Annotated in this window: 11 protein-coding genes; 4 read left to right on the top strand and 7 right to left on the bottom strand. The window is 74.2% G+C overall.

The window, feature by feature from the left end; genetic code table 11:
* Positions 1-18: 18 nt before the first annotated feature.
* From ACFC1T_RS27955 to ACFC1T_RS27930, 6 genes are all read right to left on the bottom strand, one after another.
* A complete protein-coding gene (locus tag ACFC1T_RS27955) occupies positions 19-2,424 on the bottom strand; it encodes a glycoside hydrolase family 65 protein (protein ID WP_375892863.1) in 2,406 nt (801 codons plus the stop codon).
* Positions 2,421-3,179, bottom strand: coding sequence for an HAD family hydrolase (locus ACFC1T_RS27950; protein ID WP_375892861.1), 759 nt, complete (start codon positions 3,177-3,179; stop codon positions 2,421-2,423). Before ACFC1T_RS27950 ends, ACFC1T_RS27955 begins: the two co-directional genes overlap by 4 nt.
* Before the next feature lie 101 nt (positions 3,180-3,280).
* Positions 3,281-4,081 carry a VOC family protein gene (locus ACFC1T_RS27945; RefSeq protein WP_375892859.1) on the bottom strand — a complete coding sequence of 267 codons (801 nt, stop codon included), beginning with the start codon at positions 4,079-4,081 and terminating at the stop codon, positions 3,281-3,283.
* A gap of 234 nt (positions 4,082-4,315) precedes the next feature.
* A complete protein-coding gene (locus ACFC1T_RS27940) occupies positions 4,316-4,765 on the bottom strand; it encodes an SRPBCC domain-containing protein (RefSeq protein WP_375892858.1) in 450 nt (149 codons plus the stop codon).
* Between the two features lie 124 nt (positions 4,766-4,889).
* The gene (locus ACFC1T_RS27935) at positions 4,890-6,650 is read right to left on the bottom strand and encodes an LCP family protein (protein WP_375892856.1); all 1,761 of its coding nucleotides are present in this window, start codon (positions 6,648-6,650) and stop codon (positions 4,890-4,892) included.
* A gap of 293 nt (positions 6,651-6,943) precedes the next feature.
* On the bottom strand, positions 6,944-7,930 hold the full coding sequence (locus ACFC1T_RS27930; protein ID WP_375892854.1) for a LuxR C-terminal-related transcriptional regulator: 987 nt from the start codon (positions 7,928-7,930) through the stop codon (positions 6,944-6,946).
* A 370-nt stretch (positions 7,931-8,300) separates the two neighbouring features.
* On the opposite strand from ACFC1T_RS27930, the gene ACFC1T_RS27925 reads away from it, so the two are divergent.
* The 3 genes from ACFC1T_RS27925 (at position 8,301) to ACFC1T_RS27915 (ending at position 10,218) form a co-directional block, all read left to right on the top strand.
* Positions 8,301-8,537 carry a hypothetical protein gene (locus ACFC1T_RS27925; RefSeq protein ID WP_375892852.1) on the top strand — a complete coding sequence of 79 codons (237 nt, stop codon included), beginning with the start codon at positions 8,301-8,303 and terminating at the stop codon, positions 8,535-8,537.
* A 146-nt stretch (positions 8,538-8,683) separates the two neighbouring features.
* Complete coding sequence (locus ACFC1T_RS27920; RefSeq protein ID WP_375892851.1) at positions 8,684-9,574, top strand: hypothetical protein; 891 nt, start codon at positions 8,684-8,686, stop codon at positions 9,572-9,574.
* On the top strand, positions 9,508-10,218 hold the full coding sequence (locus ACFC1T_RS27915) for a VOC family protein (RefSeq protein WP_375892849.1): 711 nt from the start codon (positions 9,508-9,510) through the stop codon (positions 10,216-10,218). The genes ACFC1T_RS27920 and ACFC1T_RS27915 overlap by 67 nt, the downstream gene beginning before the upstream one ends.
* A 44-nt stretch (positions 10,219-10,262) precedes the next feature.
* Here the strand turns inward: ACFC1T_RS27915 and ACFC1T_RS27910 are convergent, their stop codons facing one another.
* On the bottom strand, positions 10,263-12,806 hold the full coding sequence (locus ACFC1T_RS27910) for an AAA family ATPase (protein ID WP_375892848.1): 2,544 nt from the start codon (positions 12,804-12,806) through the stop codon (positions 10,263-10,265).
* A gap of 240 nt (positions 12,807-13,046) precedes the next feature.
* On the opposite strand from ACFC1T_RS27910, the gene ACFC1T_RS27905 reads away from it, so the two are divergent.
* Entirely contained in the window at positions 13,047-15,323 is a 2,277-nt protein-coding gene (locus ACFC1T_RS27905; protein ID WP_375892846.1) for a TOMM precursor leader peptide-binding protein, read from the top strand.
* Positions 15,324-15,342: the final 19 nt, after the last annotated feature.

The raw sequence follows: 15,342 nt of genomic DNA, 5'->3' as shown, positions 1-15,342 counted from the left end.
GGCGAGCGACCGGCGCGGCTACTCCGCCGCCAGGTGGTCCTGCTGGCCGAGCTTGCCGGCCACCAGGCCCGCCTGGGGCTGGCGGCGGGCCGGCTCACGGCCCGGGGGCTGGGCGCAGCGCTCCTGGGCGGGCGGGACGGTGGTGGGCAGGGTGACCGGGGTGCCGGCCTTGACCTGGACCGTCTCGCCGTCGTGCCGCAGGTGGATCACCTCGCCGCGGCGCAGGGTGTAGGTGGTGCCCTCGTGGGTGATCCGGACGCCGAGCAGGTGGCCGCGGACCAGCAGCGAGAAGCTCAGCCGCATCAGCCCGGAGGGCAGCCGGGGCCGGAAGTCCAGCGTCTCCCCGTGGTCGCGCAGCCCGCCGAAGCCGGCCACCAGGGCGATGCAGGCCCCGGCGAGCGAGGCCATGTGCAGGCCGTCGCGGGTGTTGCCGCCGAGGTCGTGGAGGTCCATCAGGGCGGCTTCGGCGGTGTAGTCGTAGGCGAGGTCGAGCTGCCCGACCTCGGCGGCGATCACGGCCTGGGTGCAGGCGGAGAGCGAGGAGTCCCGGACGGTGAGCCGCTCGTAGTAGGCGAAGTTGCGGGCCTTCTGCTCGTCGGTGAAGGCGTCGCCGCGGACCTGCATGGCGAGCACCAGGTCGGCCTGCTTGACCACCTGCTTGCGGTACAGGTCGAAGTACGGGTAGTGCAGCAGCAGCGGGTACTTCTCCGGCGGGGTGCCCTCGAAGTCCCAGACCTGGTGGTGGGTGAAGCCGTCGGCCTGGGGGTGGACGCCGAGGTCCGCGTCGTACGGGACGTACATCGCGGCGGCGGCGTCGCGCCAGGCGGCGGTCTCCTCGGTGTCCACGCCGAGCGCGTCGGCCTCGCGCGGGTGGCGGACGGCGGCCTCGGCGGCGGCGCGCAGGTTCGTCTGCGCCATCAGGTTGGTGTAGACGTTGTTGTCGGCGACGGCGCTGTACTCGTCGGGGCCGGTGACGCCCTCGATCCGGAACCGGCCGGCGCTGTCGTGGTGGCCGAGCGAGCGCCACATCCGGGCGGTCTCCACCAGGAGTTCGAGACCGTACTCGCGCTCGAACTCCGCGTCCCCGGTGGCCCGGACGTAGCGGGCCACGGCGGCGGCGATGTCGGCGCCGATGTGGAAGGCCGCGGTGCCGGCCGGCCAGTAGCCGGAGCACTCCTCGCCGCGGATCGTCCGCCAGGGGAACACGGCGCCGGCCAGGCCGAGCTGGGCGGCGCGTTCGCGGGCCAGCGGGAGCGTGGTGTGCCGCCAGCGCAGGGCCTGGTTGACGGCGCTGGGCAGGCAGTAGGTGAGCACCGGCAGGACGAAGGTCTCGGTGTCCCAGAAGCTGTGCCCGTCGTAGCCCGGGCCGGTCAACCCCTTGGCGGGGATGGCGCGTTCCTCGCTGCGGGCGCCGGCCTGGAGGACGTGGAAGACGGCGAACCGGACGGCCTGCTGGAGTTCGACGTCGCCCTCGATCTCGACGTCGCTGGTCTCCCAGAACTCCCTGAGGTAGTCGGCCTGTTCGGCGACCAGGCCGTCCCAGCCGGTGTACCGGGCGGCGTTCAGCGCGGCCTCGACCTGGTCCCGGACGGCGGGCAGCGAGCGGGTGCCGGACCAGCCGTAGGACATGAACTTGACCAGCCGCAGCCGCTGTCCGGGGGCGAGCACGGTGGTGACGCTGATCCGGCAGTGGTCGGCCTCGGCCTCGGCGACGGTGTCCAGCCGCTCCGGGCCCTCGATGACGTGGTCCATCCCGGCGGCGACCCGGATGCCGCTGAACCGGGTGCGGTGCACCAGGACGGCCTTGGTGCCGCTCGCGTGGTGCGCCTCGGCCTGCAGCGGCGCCTCCAGCACGGCGGCGGCCCGCGGGTCCCCCTCGGGGCCGCCGGGCAGCTGCTCGTTGGCGACCAGTTCGGACTGGAGCACGATCCGCACCGGCCCGTCCACCGCCTCGACGGTGTACTCCACGGCGGCGATGGCCCGTTGGGTGAGCGAGACCAGCCGGGAGGAGCGCACCCGGATGGTCCGCCCGGCCGGGGAGGTCCATTCGCACTCGCGGTGCAGCAGTCCCTCGCGGAAGTCCAACCAGCGGGTGTGGCCGACCAGTTCGCCGTAGCGCAGGTCGAAGGGCTCGTCGTCCACCAGCAGCCGGATGATCTTGCCGTTGGTGATGTTGATGACGCTCTGGCTGGACTCCGGGTAGCCGTAGCCGCCCTCGCCGTAGGGCAGCGGCCGCAGTTCGAAGACGCCGTTGAGGTAGGTGCCGGGCAGGCCGTGCGGCTCGCCCTCGTCCAGGTTGGCGCGCAGGCCGATGTGGCCGTTGGAGAGCGCGAAGACGGACTCGGCGCGGGCCAACGAGGCCGGGTCCAGGCCGTGTTCGGTGATCTGCCAGGGGTCGATGGCGAAGTTGTCGGCGGGACTCATGACGTCGCCCCCTCGTCGTCCGACAGCAGCTCGGCGAGGTCGTCGACGACCACGGTGGCGCCGTCGCGGCGCAGTTCGGCGGCCTGCCCGGTGCGGTTGACCCCGACCACCGCGCCGAAGCCGCCGGCCCGGCCGGAGGCGACCCCGGCCAGCGCGTCCTCGAAGACGGCGGCGTGCGCGGGCTCGACGCCCAGCTCGCGGGCGGCGTACAGGTAGGTGTCCGGGGCGGGCTTGCCGGGCAGGGACCGCTGCTTGGCGACCACGCCGTCCACGATCACGTCGAAGAGGTCCAGGATGCCCGCCGAGCGCAGCACGTCCCGGCAGTTGGCGCTGGAGGAGACCACCGCGCGGGGCAGTCCCAGCGCGCGCAGCCGGTGCACGTAGGCGACCGAGCCCTCGTACGGGGCGACGCCCTGCTCGCGGATCAGCCGCAGCACGGTGTCGTTCTTGGCCCGGCTGACGCCCTGCACGGTGCGGGTGTTCGGCGGGTCGTCCTCGGTGCCCTCGGGCAGGTCGATGCCCCGGCTCCGCAGGAAGGCCCGGGTGCCGTCCAGGCGCGGGCGGCCGTCCACGTAGGTGTCGTAGTCGGTGACGGCGTCGAAGGGGACGAACGGCCCGCCGGTGCGGGCGGCTTCGGCGCGCAGGAGGGCGTCGAAGGTGTCCTTCCAGGCCGCGGCGTGCACGGTCGCGGTCCGGGTGAGCACCCCGTCGAGGTCGAAGAGGAAAGCGCGGATGTCGTCCGGTAGCCCCAGCATGGGTGCAGTCTGCCCCGGGAACGCGGGGGATGCCGCCCATTCCCGGCGGCGCGTCGCCGGAAGGGCGGCATCCGGTCGCCCACCGCGTCCGGGGGCGGCGGTTACGGCGAGTCCGGCATCTGCGCCTCGGGCGACTGGACGACGGCGAACAGCGCGCCCTGCGGGTCCCTGACCACGGCCATCCGGCCGGACTGCATGTCGAACGGCGGCTGGAGCACCGAACCGCCGGCCTTGACCAGGGCGTCCACCGTGGAGTCGGCGTCGTCCACCGAGAAGTACGCCATCCAGTGCGAGGGGGTGCCGGACTCCAGGTACCCGGGGACCGCCTGCATGCCGCCCACCGTGCGGTCGCCGACGTTCAGCGAGTAGTAGCCGTCCATGCCCTGGATGGTGGCCGGGCGCAGTCCGAGGGCCGGCTGGTAGAAGCGGCCGGCCGCCTCGGTGTCGGCGGTGTTCAGCTCGTTCCAGACCAGCGCGCCGGGCTCGTTGACGACGCCCGCGCCGATGAAGTCCATCGCCTGCCAGACCCCGAACACCGCGCCGGTCGGGTCGGCGGCGACCAGCATCCGGCCGACCGTGCCGACGTCCATCGGCGGGTAGACCACCGTGCCGCCGGCCCCGGTGATGGCGGCGCCGGCCGCGTCGGCGTCGTCCGAGGCCAGGTAGGTGGTCCAGCCGACCGGCGGCAGCGGCTGGCCCTCGGGCGCGGACCGCGCCATGATCCCGGCGACCGGGCGGCCGTTGAGGGTGCACACGGCGTAACCGCCGAACTCGGCCGGGCCGAGCTCGCCCTGCCAGCCGAACAGGTCGCGGTAGAAGTCGAGCGCGGCCTGCTGGTCGCTCGCCATCAGGTCGATCCAGCACGGGGTGCCGGGCTGGTACGGATCGGTCACTAGGGGCATCGCTGGGCCTCCCGGAGGCGGTGGTGGCCGGCTGGGGTCGTCGGGCGGGCGGGCCCGGCCCGACCGGTACGGCCGTCCGCGCGGACGGCGGTACGACGGCGGTACACCGCCCACCCTCAGCCCGGCGCCGCGTTCCCGCCACCGGACGGCGCCCTGGTGGGCGACCGGTGGCGGGGCGGCGGCCCGGCGGCGGCCGGACGGTGGCCGGACGGTGGCCGGGCGGTGGCCGGGCGGTCACTCCTCGTCGTGGCGCAGGGCGGTGACGAACAGCGGCTGCGCCTTGCCGCTCTGCGCGTAGTCCTTGAGCCGGACCAGCAGTTCGGCCCAGGTGCCGGCCACCATCGGGACGCCCTCCTCGCTGCCCGGCTGCCAGCCGCCGTGCCGGAACAGCAGCCGGGTGCGGCCGGGGTCGCCGGGCCGGTCGGCGAGCTCCCAGCTGATCCAGGTGCCGGCCCAGTGCGGCGGGAAGGCACCGGTGTTGGCCCACAGCACCCGGTCCCGGTCGGCCCGCTCGCGGCGCAGCCGGAACGGCTCGGGGACCCCGGGGAAGTCGAACAGCAGCACCTCGCCCTCGCGGCCCACCCCGGTGGTCCACCAGCCGGTCAGCCCGTCGTGCGTGTTGAGCGCGGCCAGGACGGCGTCCCGGGAGGCGGCGATGTCGAACTGCATGGCGATCTCGGGCATGGGGTCCGCCCTTTCGGTGCCGGCGACCGGTGGGCCCCCCGCTACCGCCACCATGGCACGACCCCCGGGGCCACGCGCTCCGGGGGCCGTGCGGTCGGTCCGGCCGGTCGTCCGGCGGGTGGGATCAGCCGCCGCTGCCGTAGGTGGTGTTGGCGCAGATGTCGTCGTCCGCCGAGCGGGCGTCGTTGGTGACGGTGGTGGGCAGCGGCTGCGCGGGCGTCTGGGCGCCGGGGGTGGCGGCGGCGCCGGACGCGCCGGCCCCCATGCCGTTGGCCGCGGCGAAGTCCTGGCCGACGATCAACGAGATGCCGCGGGAGCTGCCGGGCTCCAGGCTGGCGCCCGGGAACAGCGCGGCGAGCTTCTCGGCGTTCGCCTTCTGGCTGGAGCCGTACTCGATGGTGGTGGTCTTGTACTTGGTGCTGGCCGCCTGACCCGCCGTACTGGCCGAGTACTTGGCGCCCTTGAGCAGGTCGGTCGCCTTGCCGGCCAGGCCGTTGACGGCCGTGCCGTTGTAGACCGCGACCTTGACCGAGGCGTTGGAGGCGTCCGCGGCCGCCGCGGCGGAGGTGGCGGCCGCGGTCGGCTGGGGGGCGGCGCTCGGGCTGGCGCCGGCGTCCGGCTGCTGGCCGGTGGCGTTCTGGCCGTCGATGGTCTGGTCGGCCTTGAGGGTCTCCCAGAGCTTGTTGGAGTCCGGCTGGACCAGGTCGATGTTGGCGTCCTGGGTGCGGTAGCGCCAGGGCGCGGTCACGAACTTGAGGTCGTGCATGTCGATGTTCTTCAACGACAGGCCGAAGGAGAGCAGCTTGTCCGCGGAGTCCAGCCCCGGGTCGACGGTCAGCGACTTGGTGGCCGCGTCGGCCAGCGGCAGCAGGTTGGTGGGGCTGAGCCCCTCCTTCTTCATCTTGGTGGCGAGCGAGCTCATGAAGGCCTGCTGGCGCTTCATCCGGCCGATGTCGGAGCCGTCGCCGATGCCGTGCCGCAGCCGGACGTAGTCGAGCGCCTGCTGCCCCTGGACGGACTGCTTGCCCTGCGGGAGGACGAGGTTGCCCTTCTTGTGCAGGTTGGGGTTGATGTCGCCCTCGTAGATCGCCTTCGGCAGGCAGACGTCCACGCCGTTGACGGCCTTGGTCATCGCGGAGAAGCCGTTGAAGTCGACCACCATGGTGTGGTCGACCCGGATGCCGGTCACCTTCTCCACCGTGTTCTGGGTGCAGGCCGGGTTGCCGCCGTCGCTGCCGCCGACCGAGAAGGCGGCGTTGAACAGGTCGTTGCCGCCCTTGGTCCACTTGCCGTTGGGGAGCTTGCAGGAGGGGATCGGCACGATCGCGTTGCGCGGGATCGAGATGCCCACGGCGTGCTTGTGGTCGGCGTAGACGTGCAGCAGGATCGTGGTGTCCGAGCGGGCGCCGCCGTCCTCGCCGCCGCCGAGGTCGGAGTTGTTGCCGCCGCGGCTGTCGGAGCCGATCAGCAGCACGTTCACCGGCTTGTTGCCGTCCGCGTCGGCCTTGGCCTCGGGCGGGCGGTCGGTGGCTATCGCGTCGGCGTCGAAGGACTTGATGTTGGCGTTCAGCTTGTAGTAGATCGCGCCGCCGGCGCCCGCGATCAGCACCAGCACGCCGGCCGCGGACCAGGCGACGATCTTCTTCACGTTCTTCTTGGGCTTGGCGCCGCGCCGCGCCGCCGCCCGTCCGCCCGCGCCGCCCGCGCCGCCGGAGGTTCCGGAGCCGCCGTCCGCCCGGCCGCCGCCCTTGCCCTGGGCGGCGCGGCGGGCCTCGGCCCGGCCACCGGAGCGCGGCCCGGGCACGCCGCCCGCCGCACCGTCCTCGGGGAGTGCCCCGGGCGCGTCCTCGCCCTGAGCCGGGCTCTCGCCCCTGCGACCTGCCATGCGCGTACCTTTCACCGACGGAAGCGACGCCCCGGACGATCTGGCGCACCGCACTCAGGGAGACGACCCGAACCGCTCCCTGGTTGTACGTACGAAGGTCGGTACAGACCGACCATCGTGGCTTCCGATCATATGGAGATCGAAGGTGATCACCGACCCCCGGTGCACCAACCACCCCGGCGGTCACGGGACGATCCCGTCACAGAACATCCGAAAAGGGCTGATTCCGGCGGGCTCCGGCGCCGGCCCTGGCGGGCCGGTGCGGAGGTCGGTCGGGGTAGGGCGCGACGGGCTCAGAGCCAGCCGCGCCGGCCGGCGAGCAGACCGGCCTCGAAGCGGCTGCGGGCGCCGAGCCGGTCCATCAGGTCGGCCATCATCCGGCGGGTGGTGCGCAGCGAGATGCCGAGGTGCTTGCCGGCCGCCTCGTCGGTGTAGCCCTGGCCGAGCAGGCGCAGCAGCTCCTGCTCCTGGCGGGTGAGGCCCTCCTCGTCGCGCTCGCGCGGGGCGCCGAAGGGGGTGGCGTCGGACCAGGTCTGGTCGAAGAGCGAGACCAGGGCGGTGAGCACGCCCGGTGACGAGATCTGGACGGCGCCCTTGAGGGTGTTGGCGGGGTCGATCGGGACCAGGGCGACCCGCCGGTCGATGACCAGCATCCGCAGCGGCAGCGCGGGCACGGTGCGCACCTCGCAGCCGAGGCCGGTGAGCCACTCGGCGTGCAGGACGGTGGCCCGGTCCTTGCGCACCGCGTCCAGGTAGACGGTGCGCATCGACACCCCGCGGGCCAGCAGCTCCTCGTTGTCGGGGCGGCTGGCCTGGAGGGAGGCGGCGGGCCGGGCGCGGCCGGGCGCGAAGGTGAGCAGTTCGTCCTGGACCGAGCTGACCAGCTCCTCCATCCGCGCCGCCACGGTGGCCATGCCGAGCAGTCGCTCCAGCTGGCTGTCCTCGGCCGACTCGTCGCGGAACTGGGCGAGCATGCCGGAGATCTCGGCCTGGCGCCGCTCGAACTCCAGCTGGGCGCGCTGCTGGACGGATTCGTAGTACCGCAGCAGGGCCGGCAGTCCGACCCGCGGGTCGACCGGCCGCAGGCCGCCGGAGGGCGTGCCCGGGGCCTCGACCTCGGAGGGGCGGAGCAGCCGCAGGTCGGCGAGCTGGTCGAGCGCGGCGCGGACCTGCGCCCCGCCGAGGCCGAGTCTGTCGGCCAACCCCTCGACATCCAGCTGAGGATCCGTCAGCATCAGTCGATAGACCGCCTGCGCGGCATCGTCGATCCCCCGCGTCATCGGCGCACCACTCCCCCGCAGCCGGTACCGGTTTTCCGGCGCTCGGCCGGACAAGTCCGCTGCCCGATCATGCCAGGACGGGCAGGTCAGGACAACTGCGGAAGCGTTTCTTTCGGGGCTCCGGATCGACCGGCCGGGATAAGGGTAATGAGAAGGCAATGGCACCAAGGTGCCACCGCGATCTTCCTGCCGCCCCGAACACCTTCCGGCGGCCCTCGGCATCCTCCAGACTTTCGGTTGTCGGGAAGCCGCGAGCTCCCCGACCGGGCCCGCCGATGATTACGGACCGTCATCACCGACGGCCGACCGATCAGGTCGGCGAATTGGCCGGCACCCGCTTCCGCACCGCACTTCGTCCTGGGGGACCCTCATGCTGCTTTCCTACCGCAAGCTCGCCTGTACCGCCGCCGTCTCCGCCGTCGCCGCCGCCTTCGCCGGTGGCGTCCTGGCCGGTGCCGCGTACGCCACGCCGGGCTCCGCACCGGCCGTCGGCCCGGCCACGGCCTCGGTGCAGCAGTTCACGAACGGCCTCACCGCCCACCTCCGCGCGTCCCGGTCGGAGATGCTCCAGGGTGCCGCGACCCCGGCCGACTGGCACTGGAACTGACGGCCGCTTCCGCAGGCCAGGGCACCTGACGCCACCCCCGCCACGACCGGCCGACGAGCAGTCCGGCCGGACGGCGGGGAAGGCCTGTCGGCGGAACTCCGGACCGCCGCATAAATTGAACGTGCAACAATCCGCCAGGAGCGACAGTGCCGGTTATCGAACCGATCGTGCTGGACTTCTTCGGCTCGGAGATCGCCCTCGTCCAGGCCGACCGCGACGAGATCTCGTTCCATTTCGGGCCGCACCTCACCGGGATTTCCCGGGACCCCGACCAACTGCGGGTGGAATTCTCCCGTTCACCGGGGAAGGACGCGCCCGGCGATTTCCTGGTGCGCCGCAGTGACGGAACGCCATTGCTGCGCCGCACCTTCCGGGGCTGGGGCAACGTCCCGGGCGCGGTGCCGCCGTTCGCGGCCCTCCAGGACCGGTTCTGCCTGGCCCCCGCCGTGGTGCTGGCCAAGGGCGGCGCCACCGTGGCGCTGCTCGGCGGACCGTACTCGGAGCAGGCCAACGTGGGCGCCGCGCTGGCGCAGCGCTCCTGGGAGTTCGTCTCCGGACGACTGATGGTGCTGGACCGCCGCACCGGGCACGTCCTGCCCTACCTCGCGCCGCTGGAGGCCCGCGGCCCGGCCGCGGCCTGGCTGCGCGGCGCCGGACTGCCGGACGGCACCTGGCGCACCGTCACCTCGCCGGTCGGCGGCGAGGTCCTGCTGGTGCGGCCGGAGAGCCTCGGGCCGGTCGTCCCGGTCCGGGCCCGGCTGGCCCCGCCGGCGCTGGTCCGGCTGTGCCGCAGCGACGACGAGGAAGTGCGGCTGGCACCATGGGAGTTCACCACCAGGACCTGGCCGGCCGGGTCCTCGGGACTGCTCGCCGACGCACCGACCCACTGCCTGCACCTGCCCGGCGTGAGCGGGGCGGAGGAGGCCGCCGGACTGATCGATCACGCCATGACCAAGGAGAAGGACGACTCGTGCCTCGACGTACCGGCTATGCCATCGGCGCACCGTGCTGGGCTGACTGCATCACTCCCGATCTGAGCGGCAGCCGGGAGTTCTACTCGGCGCTGTTCGGCTGGGAGTTCGTCACCGAGTCGCCGGACTACCAACTGGCCGTGCTGGGCGGGGAGGTCATCGGCGGGTTCGGCGCCGCACCGGTCGGGCTGCCGCCGCAGGCCGCGTGGAACGTCTACCTGGCGACCAAGGACGCGGAGCACTGCTGCGTCCAGGTCGGCCGGCTGGGCGGACGCGTGGTGATGCCCCCGGTGCCCGCCGGGGAGAACGGCCGGCTGCTGCTCGCCGTCGACTCCTCCGGGGTCACGGTCGGCTTCTGGGAGGGCGCCCGGGCCGAGGGCGTGGTGCTCGCCGACGAGCCGGGCGCGATCTGCGGCCACGAGCTGCGGGTGCCGTCCGCCGTCCAGGCCGAGGCGTTCTACGGGCCGCTGTTCGGCTACCGGCTCGGCACGGAGGGGGAGTTCACCCTGGACGGCTCCGCCCACGCCCGCGTGGTGGAGAGCGACCAGGGCCGTCCGTGCTGGCTGCCGCACTTCGGCGCGGCCGACCCGGCGGACGCCGTCCACCGGGCGGTCCGGCTGGGCGCCCGGCTGATGCGGCCGGGCTCGGACGAGCCGCCGGTCCTGCGGGACCCGTGGGGCGCGGAGTTCGGGCTGGTGGCGGCGGGCTGAGCCCGCTGGGCGCGTCGGACGGCCCGCCCGGCCCGCGGCCACGGTCACAACGCCTTGACCGCGGCGCCCAGTTCGGGCCGGCCCTTGATCGCCAGCTTGCGGTAGATCCGGCCCAGGTGGGTGTCCACCGTGCGCTTGCTGAGGCAGAGCCGCTCGGCCACCTCCAGGTTGCTCAGGCCCTGCAGCACCAGCTCGGTGACCCGGCGTTCGCTCGGGGTCAGCCGGACCGGACCGGCGTCCCGGGTGCCGATCGCCGGGCCGCCGCGCTCCTCGGCCGGGCGCGGCCGGGCGTCGCCGCCGGGCAGCGGGTCGGCCGCGATGGTCCGGGCGGCGGCGTGCTCGCCGAGCGCCTGGTAGGCCTGGGCCGCGTGGGCGCGCCACGGCACGCAGGCCGGATCGGCCACACCGCGGGCGGCCAGCTGGTGCCCGCACTCCAGGAAGAGCCGCAGCGCCTGCTGGTGGTCGCCGCGGTGCGCGGCGACCAGGCCGCGGGCCTCCAGCAGCACCGCGCGCAGCAGCGGGTGCGCCTCGGCGGGCAGGTCGACCCCGGCCAGCGCGGCGGCGTCCACCGGCAGGCCGCGGCGCAGCCGGGCCCGGACGGCCAGCGCCAGCGCGGCGCCCGCGAGGTCCTCGGCCCGGATCTGCCGGGCCAGGTCGGCGGCCTGCTCGGCGTCGGCGAGGGCGGCGTCCGGCCGGCCCTGCCGGTGGGCGATGTCGGAGCGGGCCAGCAGGGCGAGGGCCAGTTCGCCGCGGTGGTTCCAGCGCCGGGCGGAGCGGACCGCCCGGCCGGCCCAGGCGGCCGCCTCGTCCAGCCGTCCCGTCCAGGCGTAGGCCATCGCCGCGCCCAGCACCTCCGTACCGGCCTCGGCGGGCGAGACCCGGCGCACGCAGCGCCCGGCCAGCCGCACCGCCGTACGGGGCTGGCCCCCGGCGGCGGCCAGCGCGGCCAGCGCCCCGAGCAGGGCGGTGCCGGCGGGCTCGGCCGGCTCGGCGCGCAGCGCGGCCAGGGCGGGCCGCAGGGCGGTGCGCCGGCCGGTGAGGGCGGCCTGGGCGGCGAGCGGCAGCAGCAGTTCGGCCGGGGGGCCGGGGGTGGCGGCGAGCGCCGCGGCGGCCTCGGCGAACGGGACGGCGGCGGCGCCGGCCGAACCGAGGGCGAGCACCGGCCCGGCGAACGGCCGGAGCAGCCGGGCCCGTTCGGCCGGGTCGGGGGTGGTGGCGAGGCCGGCGGCGCAGCGGGCGGCGGCGGCCACGTCGCGGTGGAGTTCGACGGTGCCGAGCTGCCCGGTGAGCGAGCGGACCAGCTCCGGGTCGGCGGCGTCGGCGAGGGCGCGCTGGAGGTAGCGGGCGGCGTCGTCCCAGTGGCCGTCGGCGGCGGCGTCCCGGGCGGCGGTGCGCAGGACGGGGACGGCCCAGTCCAGCCCGGTGGTGCCGGAGGACATCAGGTGTTCGGCGGTGCGGGCGGCGGGGGCGCCGAGCCGGGCGAGCAGGGCGGCGGCCCGCTCGTGCAGGGCGACCAGGACGCGCGGGTCGGTGCGGGCCAGCACGGCAGTGCGGACCAGCTCGTGCCGGAAGGTCTCCGGCGGGCCGGGTTCGATCAGGTCGGTGCGGTGCAGCGCCTCCCGGGCCTCGTCGGCGAGGAGTTCGCCCTGGCCGGTCAGCAGGGCGGCGGTGGCGAGGTCGGCCCCGGTGCCCAGGACGGCGAGGCCGGTGAGCAGTTCGGCGGCCCGGGGGTGGCTCTGCCGCAGCCAGCTGAGGGTGGTGTCGGCGAGGGTGCCGGCGCCGATCCGGCGGACCTTGTCGAGGTCGGGCGAGCCGGGGTTGATCCGGGCGGCGGCCAGCCGGGCGGTGAGCTCCTCGACCACCAGCGGGTTGCCGCGGGAGAGGTCGTGGCAGACGGCGGCGAGTTCCGGGTCGACCGGGGCGTCGAACTCCTCGGCGACCCGCTCGGCCACGCAGCTGTCGCAGAGCGGGCCGGGGGTGAGGGTGCGGGCGTGGCGCAGGGCGGCGAGTTCGGCGGCGAGCGGGTCGGCGGCCTCGTCGGCGGTGCTGGCGAGCAGGGCGACGGGCAGGCCGTCGAGCCGGCGGGCGAGGTAGGAGAACCACTGGCGGGACTCCTCGTCGGCCAGGTGGAGGTCGTCCACGGCCATCACGACGGGGGTCCGGGCGGTGAGCGAGCGGGCCGCGTGGAAAAGGTCGTTCAGCACCCTTTCGCGCCCGTTGCCGGCGTTTTCGGAACCCGCCGGAAGGGCTCTTCCGAGGGCGTCCGGCAGATCTCCGGCGAGGGCCGTCCCGGGGAATTCCCCGGGTGATTCGCCCAGGAACTGCGGGCTTGGCGCCCCACCTGTTGTCATGCGCATGAAGGGGTCGAAGAGCTGACGCACCACGCCGTACGGAAAGTCCCGCTCGTTGTCGTGACATCGGGCCCGCAGCACCACCGCGCCCTCCGGCAGCCGGGCCAGCGCGGCCCGCAGCAGCGCGCTCTTCCCGGCCCCGCGCGCGCCCCTGACCAGCACGACCGCGGACCGGCCGGCGGCCGCCCCGGCCACCGCGCGCGCCAGCTCCGCCAGCTCCGTTTCCCGGTGCAGCAAAACTCCAGTCGGCACCGCAACCCCCCGTCGTACCCGCGTGCGGACACACCAGTATCGCCCGCCGCGCCCCCCTGTCAACGTTCCGGGCGAATACGTACCGGGATACGTACCGGCCGAACGGAATACGCAATTCCACGCGATGCGTAACTCGACGGCGCCGACGGATATGCAGTATGTACAGCCCAATTGGCGCCGTGCTCGAATACTCACGACGAACTTGTGAACACAGGGGGATGACTGATGGAGCGACCGCGGCTCAAGGCCCATTTCCTCACCGAGACGGTGGGAGAAAAGGTCTTCCTGCTCGGAGAGGGGCAGGACTACCTCGTCCCGGGGGCCGCCGCGGTGCGCCTCCTGCCCTACCTGGACGGACGGCGCACCGTCGCCGAGATCCTCCAGGCGCTGGGCACCGAGGTCCCGCTCGGCCAGGCGCTGACCGCACTGCGCCGCTACGAGGCCGCCGGGCACCTCGCCGAGGGCCGGCCCGAACTGCCGGACCACGTCCTCGCCTACTGGGACGCCCAGGGCGTCGACCCGGCCGTCGCCCTGGAGGCCGCCCGGGCCACCGAGCTGCTGGTGCTCGCCCTCGGCGCCGCCGAGGCCGCCCCGCTGGTCGAGGCGCTCACCGCCACCGGCCTGCGCGCCCGCGCCGTCACCGAGGACCAGGCCGTCACGGGCGGCCCGGACACCATGGTCGTCGCCCTCACCGACGACTACCTCGCCCCCGCCCTGGAGCGGCTGAACACCGCCCGGCTGGCCGACCGGCGCCCCTGGCTGCTCGCCAAGCCCACCGGCACCTCCCCCTGGCTCGGCCCGCTGCTGCGCCCCGACGAGACCGGCTGCTGGAGCTGCCTCGCCCAGCGGATCAGCGGCAACCGCCAGGTCGAGCGCTACCTGGCCGGCAAGCGCGGCGAGACCGTGCCGCTGCACCCCACCCGCGCCGCCATCCCGGCCGGCCCGGCGATGACCGCCCAGCTGCTCGCCACCGAGACCGCGCGCATCCTCGCCGACGAGTGCTGCTCCGCCCTCTCCGGCACCATGGTCAGCCTCGACCTCAACACCCTGCAGACCACCGAGCACACCCTGGTCCGCCAGCCCCAGTGCCCCGACTGCGGCGACCCGGCACTGCTCACCGAGCGCAGCCCCAAGGTCGTCCTCCGGCCGAGCCCGGCCCGGCACACCACCGACGGCGGCTACCGCGTCCAGGCCCCGCAGTTCACCTACGACCGGCTCAAGCACCACATCAGCCCGCACCTGGGCGCGATCACCCGGCTCGGCGCGCACGACGACACCGGCAACGGCATCACCTACAGCTTCACCGCCGGCCACAACTTCGCCATGGTGAACGACAACATGGACCTGCTGCGCCGCAACATGCGCGGCCAGAGCGGCGGCAAGGGCCGCTCCGAGATCCAGGCCAAGGTCAGCGCGATCTGCGAGGCGATCGAGCGCTACTCGGCGGTCTGGCGCGGCGAGGAGCCGGTGGTGCGCGCCGCCTACCGCGACCTCGACCCGGCCGTCGCCGTCCACATGGACGCCCTGCTCCAGTTCTCCGACGCCCAGTTCGCGAACCGCGCCGAGTGGAACGCCGACCCCAAGCACCGGCTGCACCTGGTGCCCGACCCGTTCCCGGTCGACGCCGAACTGGACTGGACCCGCGCCTGGTCGCTCACCCACGACGAGGAGCGGCTCGTCCCCTCCGGCTACGCCTGGTACGGCCACCCCGACCTCCAGCAGCACTTCTACTGCGTCGGCGACTCCAACGGCTGCGCCAGCGGCAACACCCTGGAGGAGGCGATCCTCCAGGGCTTCTGCGAGGTCGTCGAGCGCGACGCGGTCGCCCTGTGGTGGTACAACCGCACCGCCCAGCCCGAGTTCGACCTCGACTCGCTGAACGACCCGTACGTGGACACCATGCGCGCCTTCTACGCCTCGGTGGACCGCGAGCTGTGGGTGCTCGACCTCACCTCCGACCTCGGCGTGCCGGTGTTCGCCGCGATCTCCCGGCGCGTGCACGAGGTCGAGGACATCATGGTCGGCTTCGGCGCCCACCCGGACCCGCGGATCGCCGCGATCCGCGCGCTCACCGAGGTCAACCAGTTCCTCCCGTTCATCGACCGGCGGGACGAGAACGGCGACACCCTCTACCGCACCGACGACCTGGAGACCCTGGAGTGGTGCCGGACGGCCACCGTCGCGGACGAGCCCTGGCTGCTGCCGGGCCGTGAACTCGCCGCCACCACCCTGGCCGACTTCGCCCCGCTCGACGGTGACGACCTCGCCGGACACGTCCGGGACTGCGTCGACCGCGCCCGCCGGGCCGGTGTCGAGGTGATCGTGCTCGACCAGAGCCGCCCCGACCTCGACCTCGCCGTGGTCAAGGTGATCGCCCCCGGCATGCGCCACTTCTGGCGCCGCCTCGCCCCCGGCCGGCTCTACGACGTGCCGGTCCGCCAGGGCCGACTGGCCGCTCCGCAGACCGAGGAGCAGCTCAACCCGAAGAACGTCTTCTTCTAGGAACGGCCGGGTACCGACG

Origin of the sequence: Kitasatospora sp. NPDC056076 (assembly GCF_042266305.1) — a bacterium.
GTDB lineage: Bacteria > Actinomycetota > Actinomycetes > Streptomycetales > Streptomycetaceae > Kitasatospora.
The sequence above is the reverse complement of the archived record's forward strand: the minus strand, read 5'-3'. Positions and strand labels throughout refer to the sequence as shown.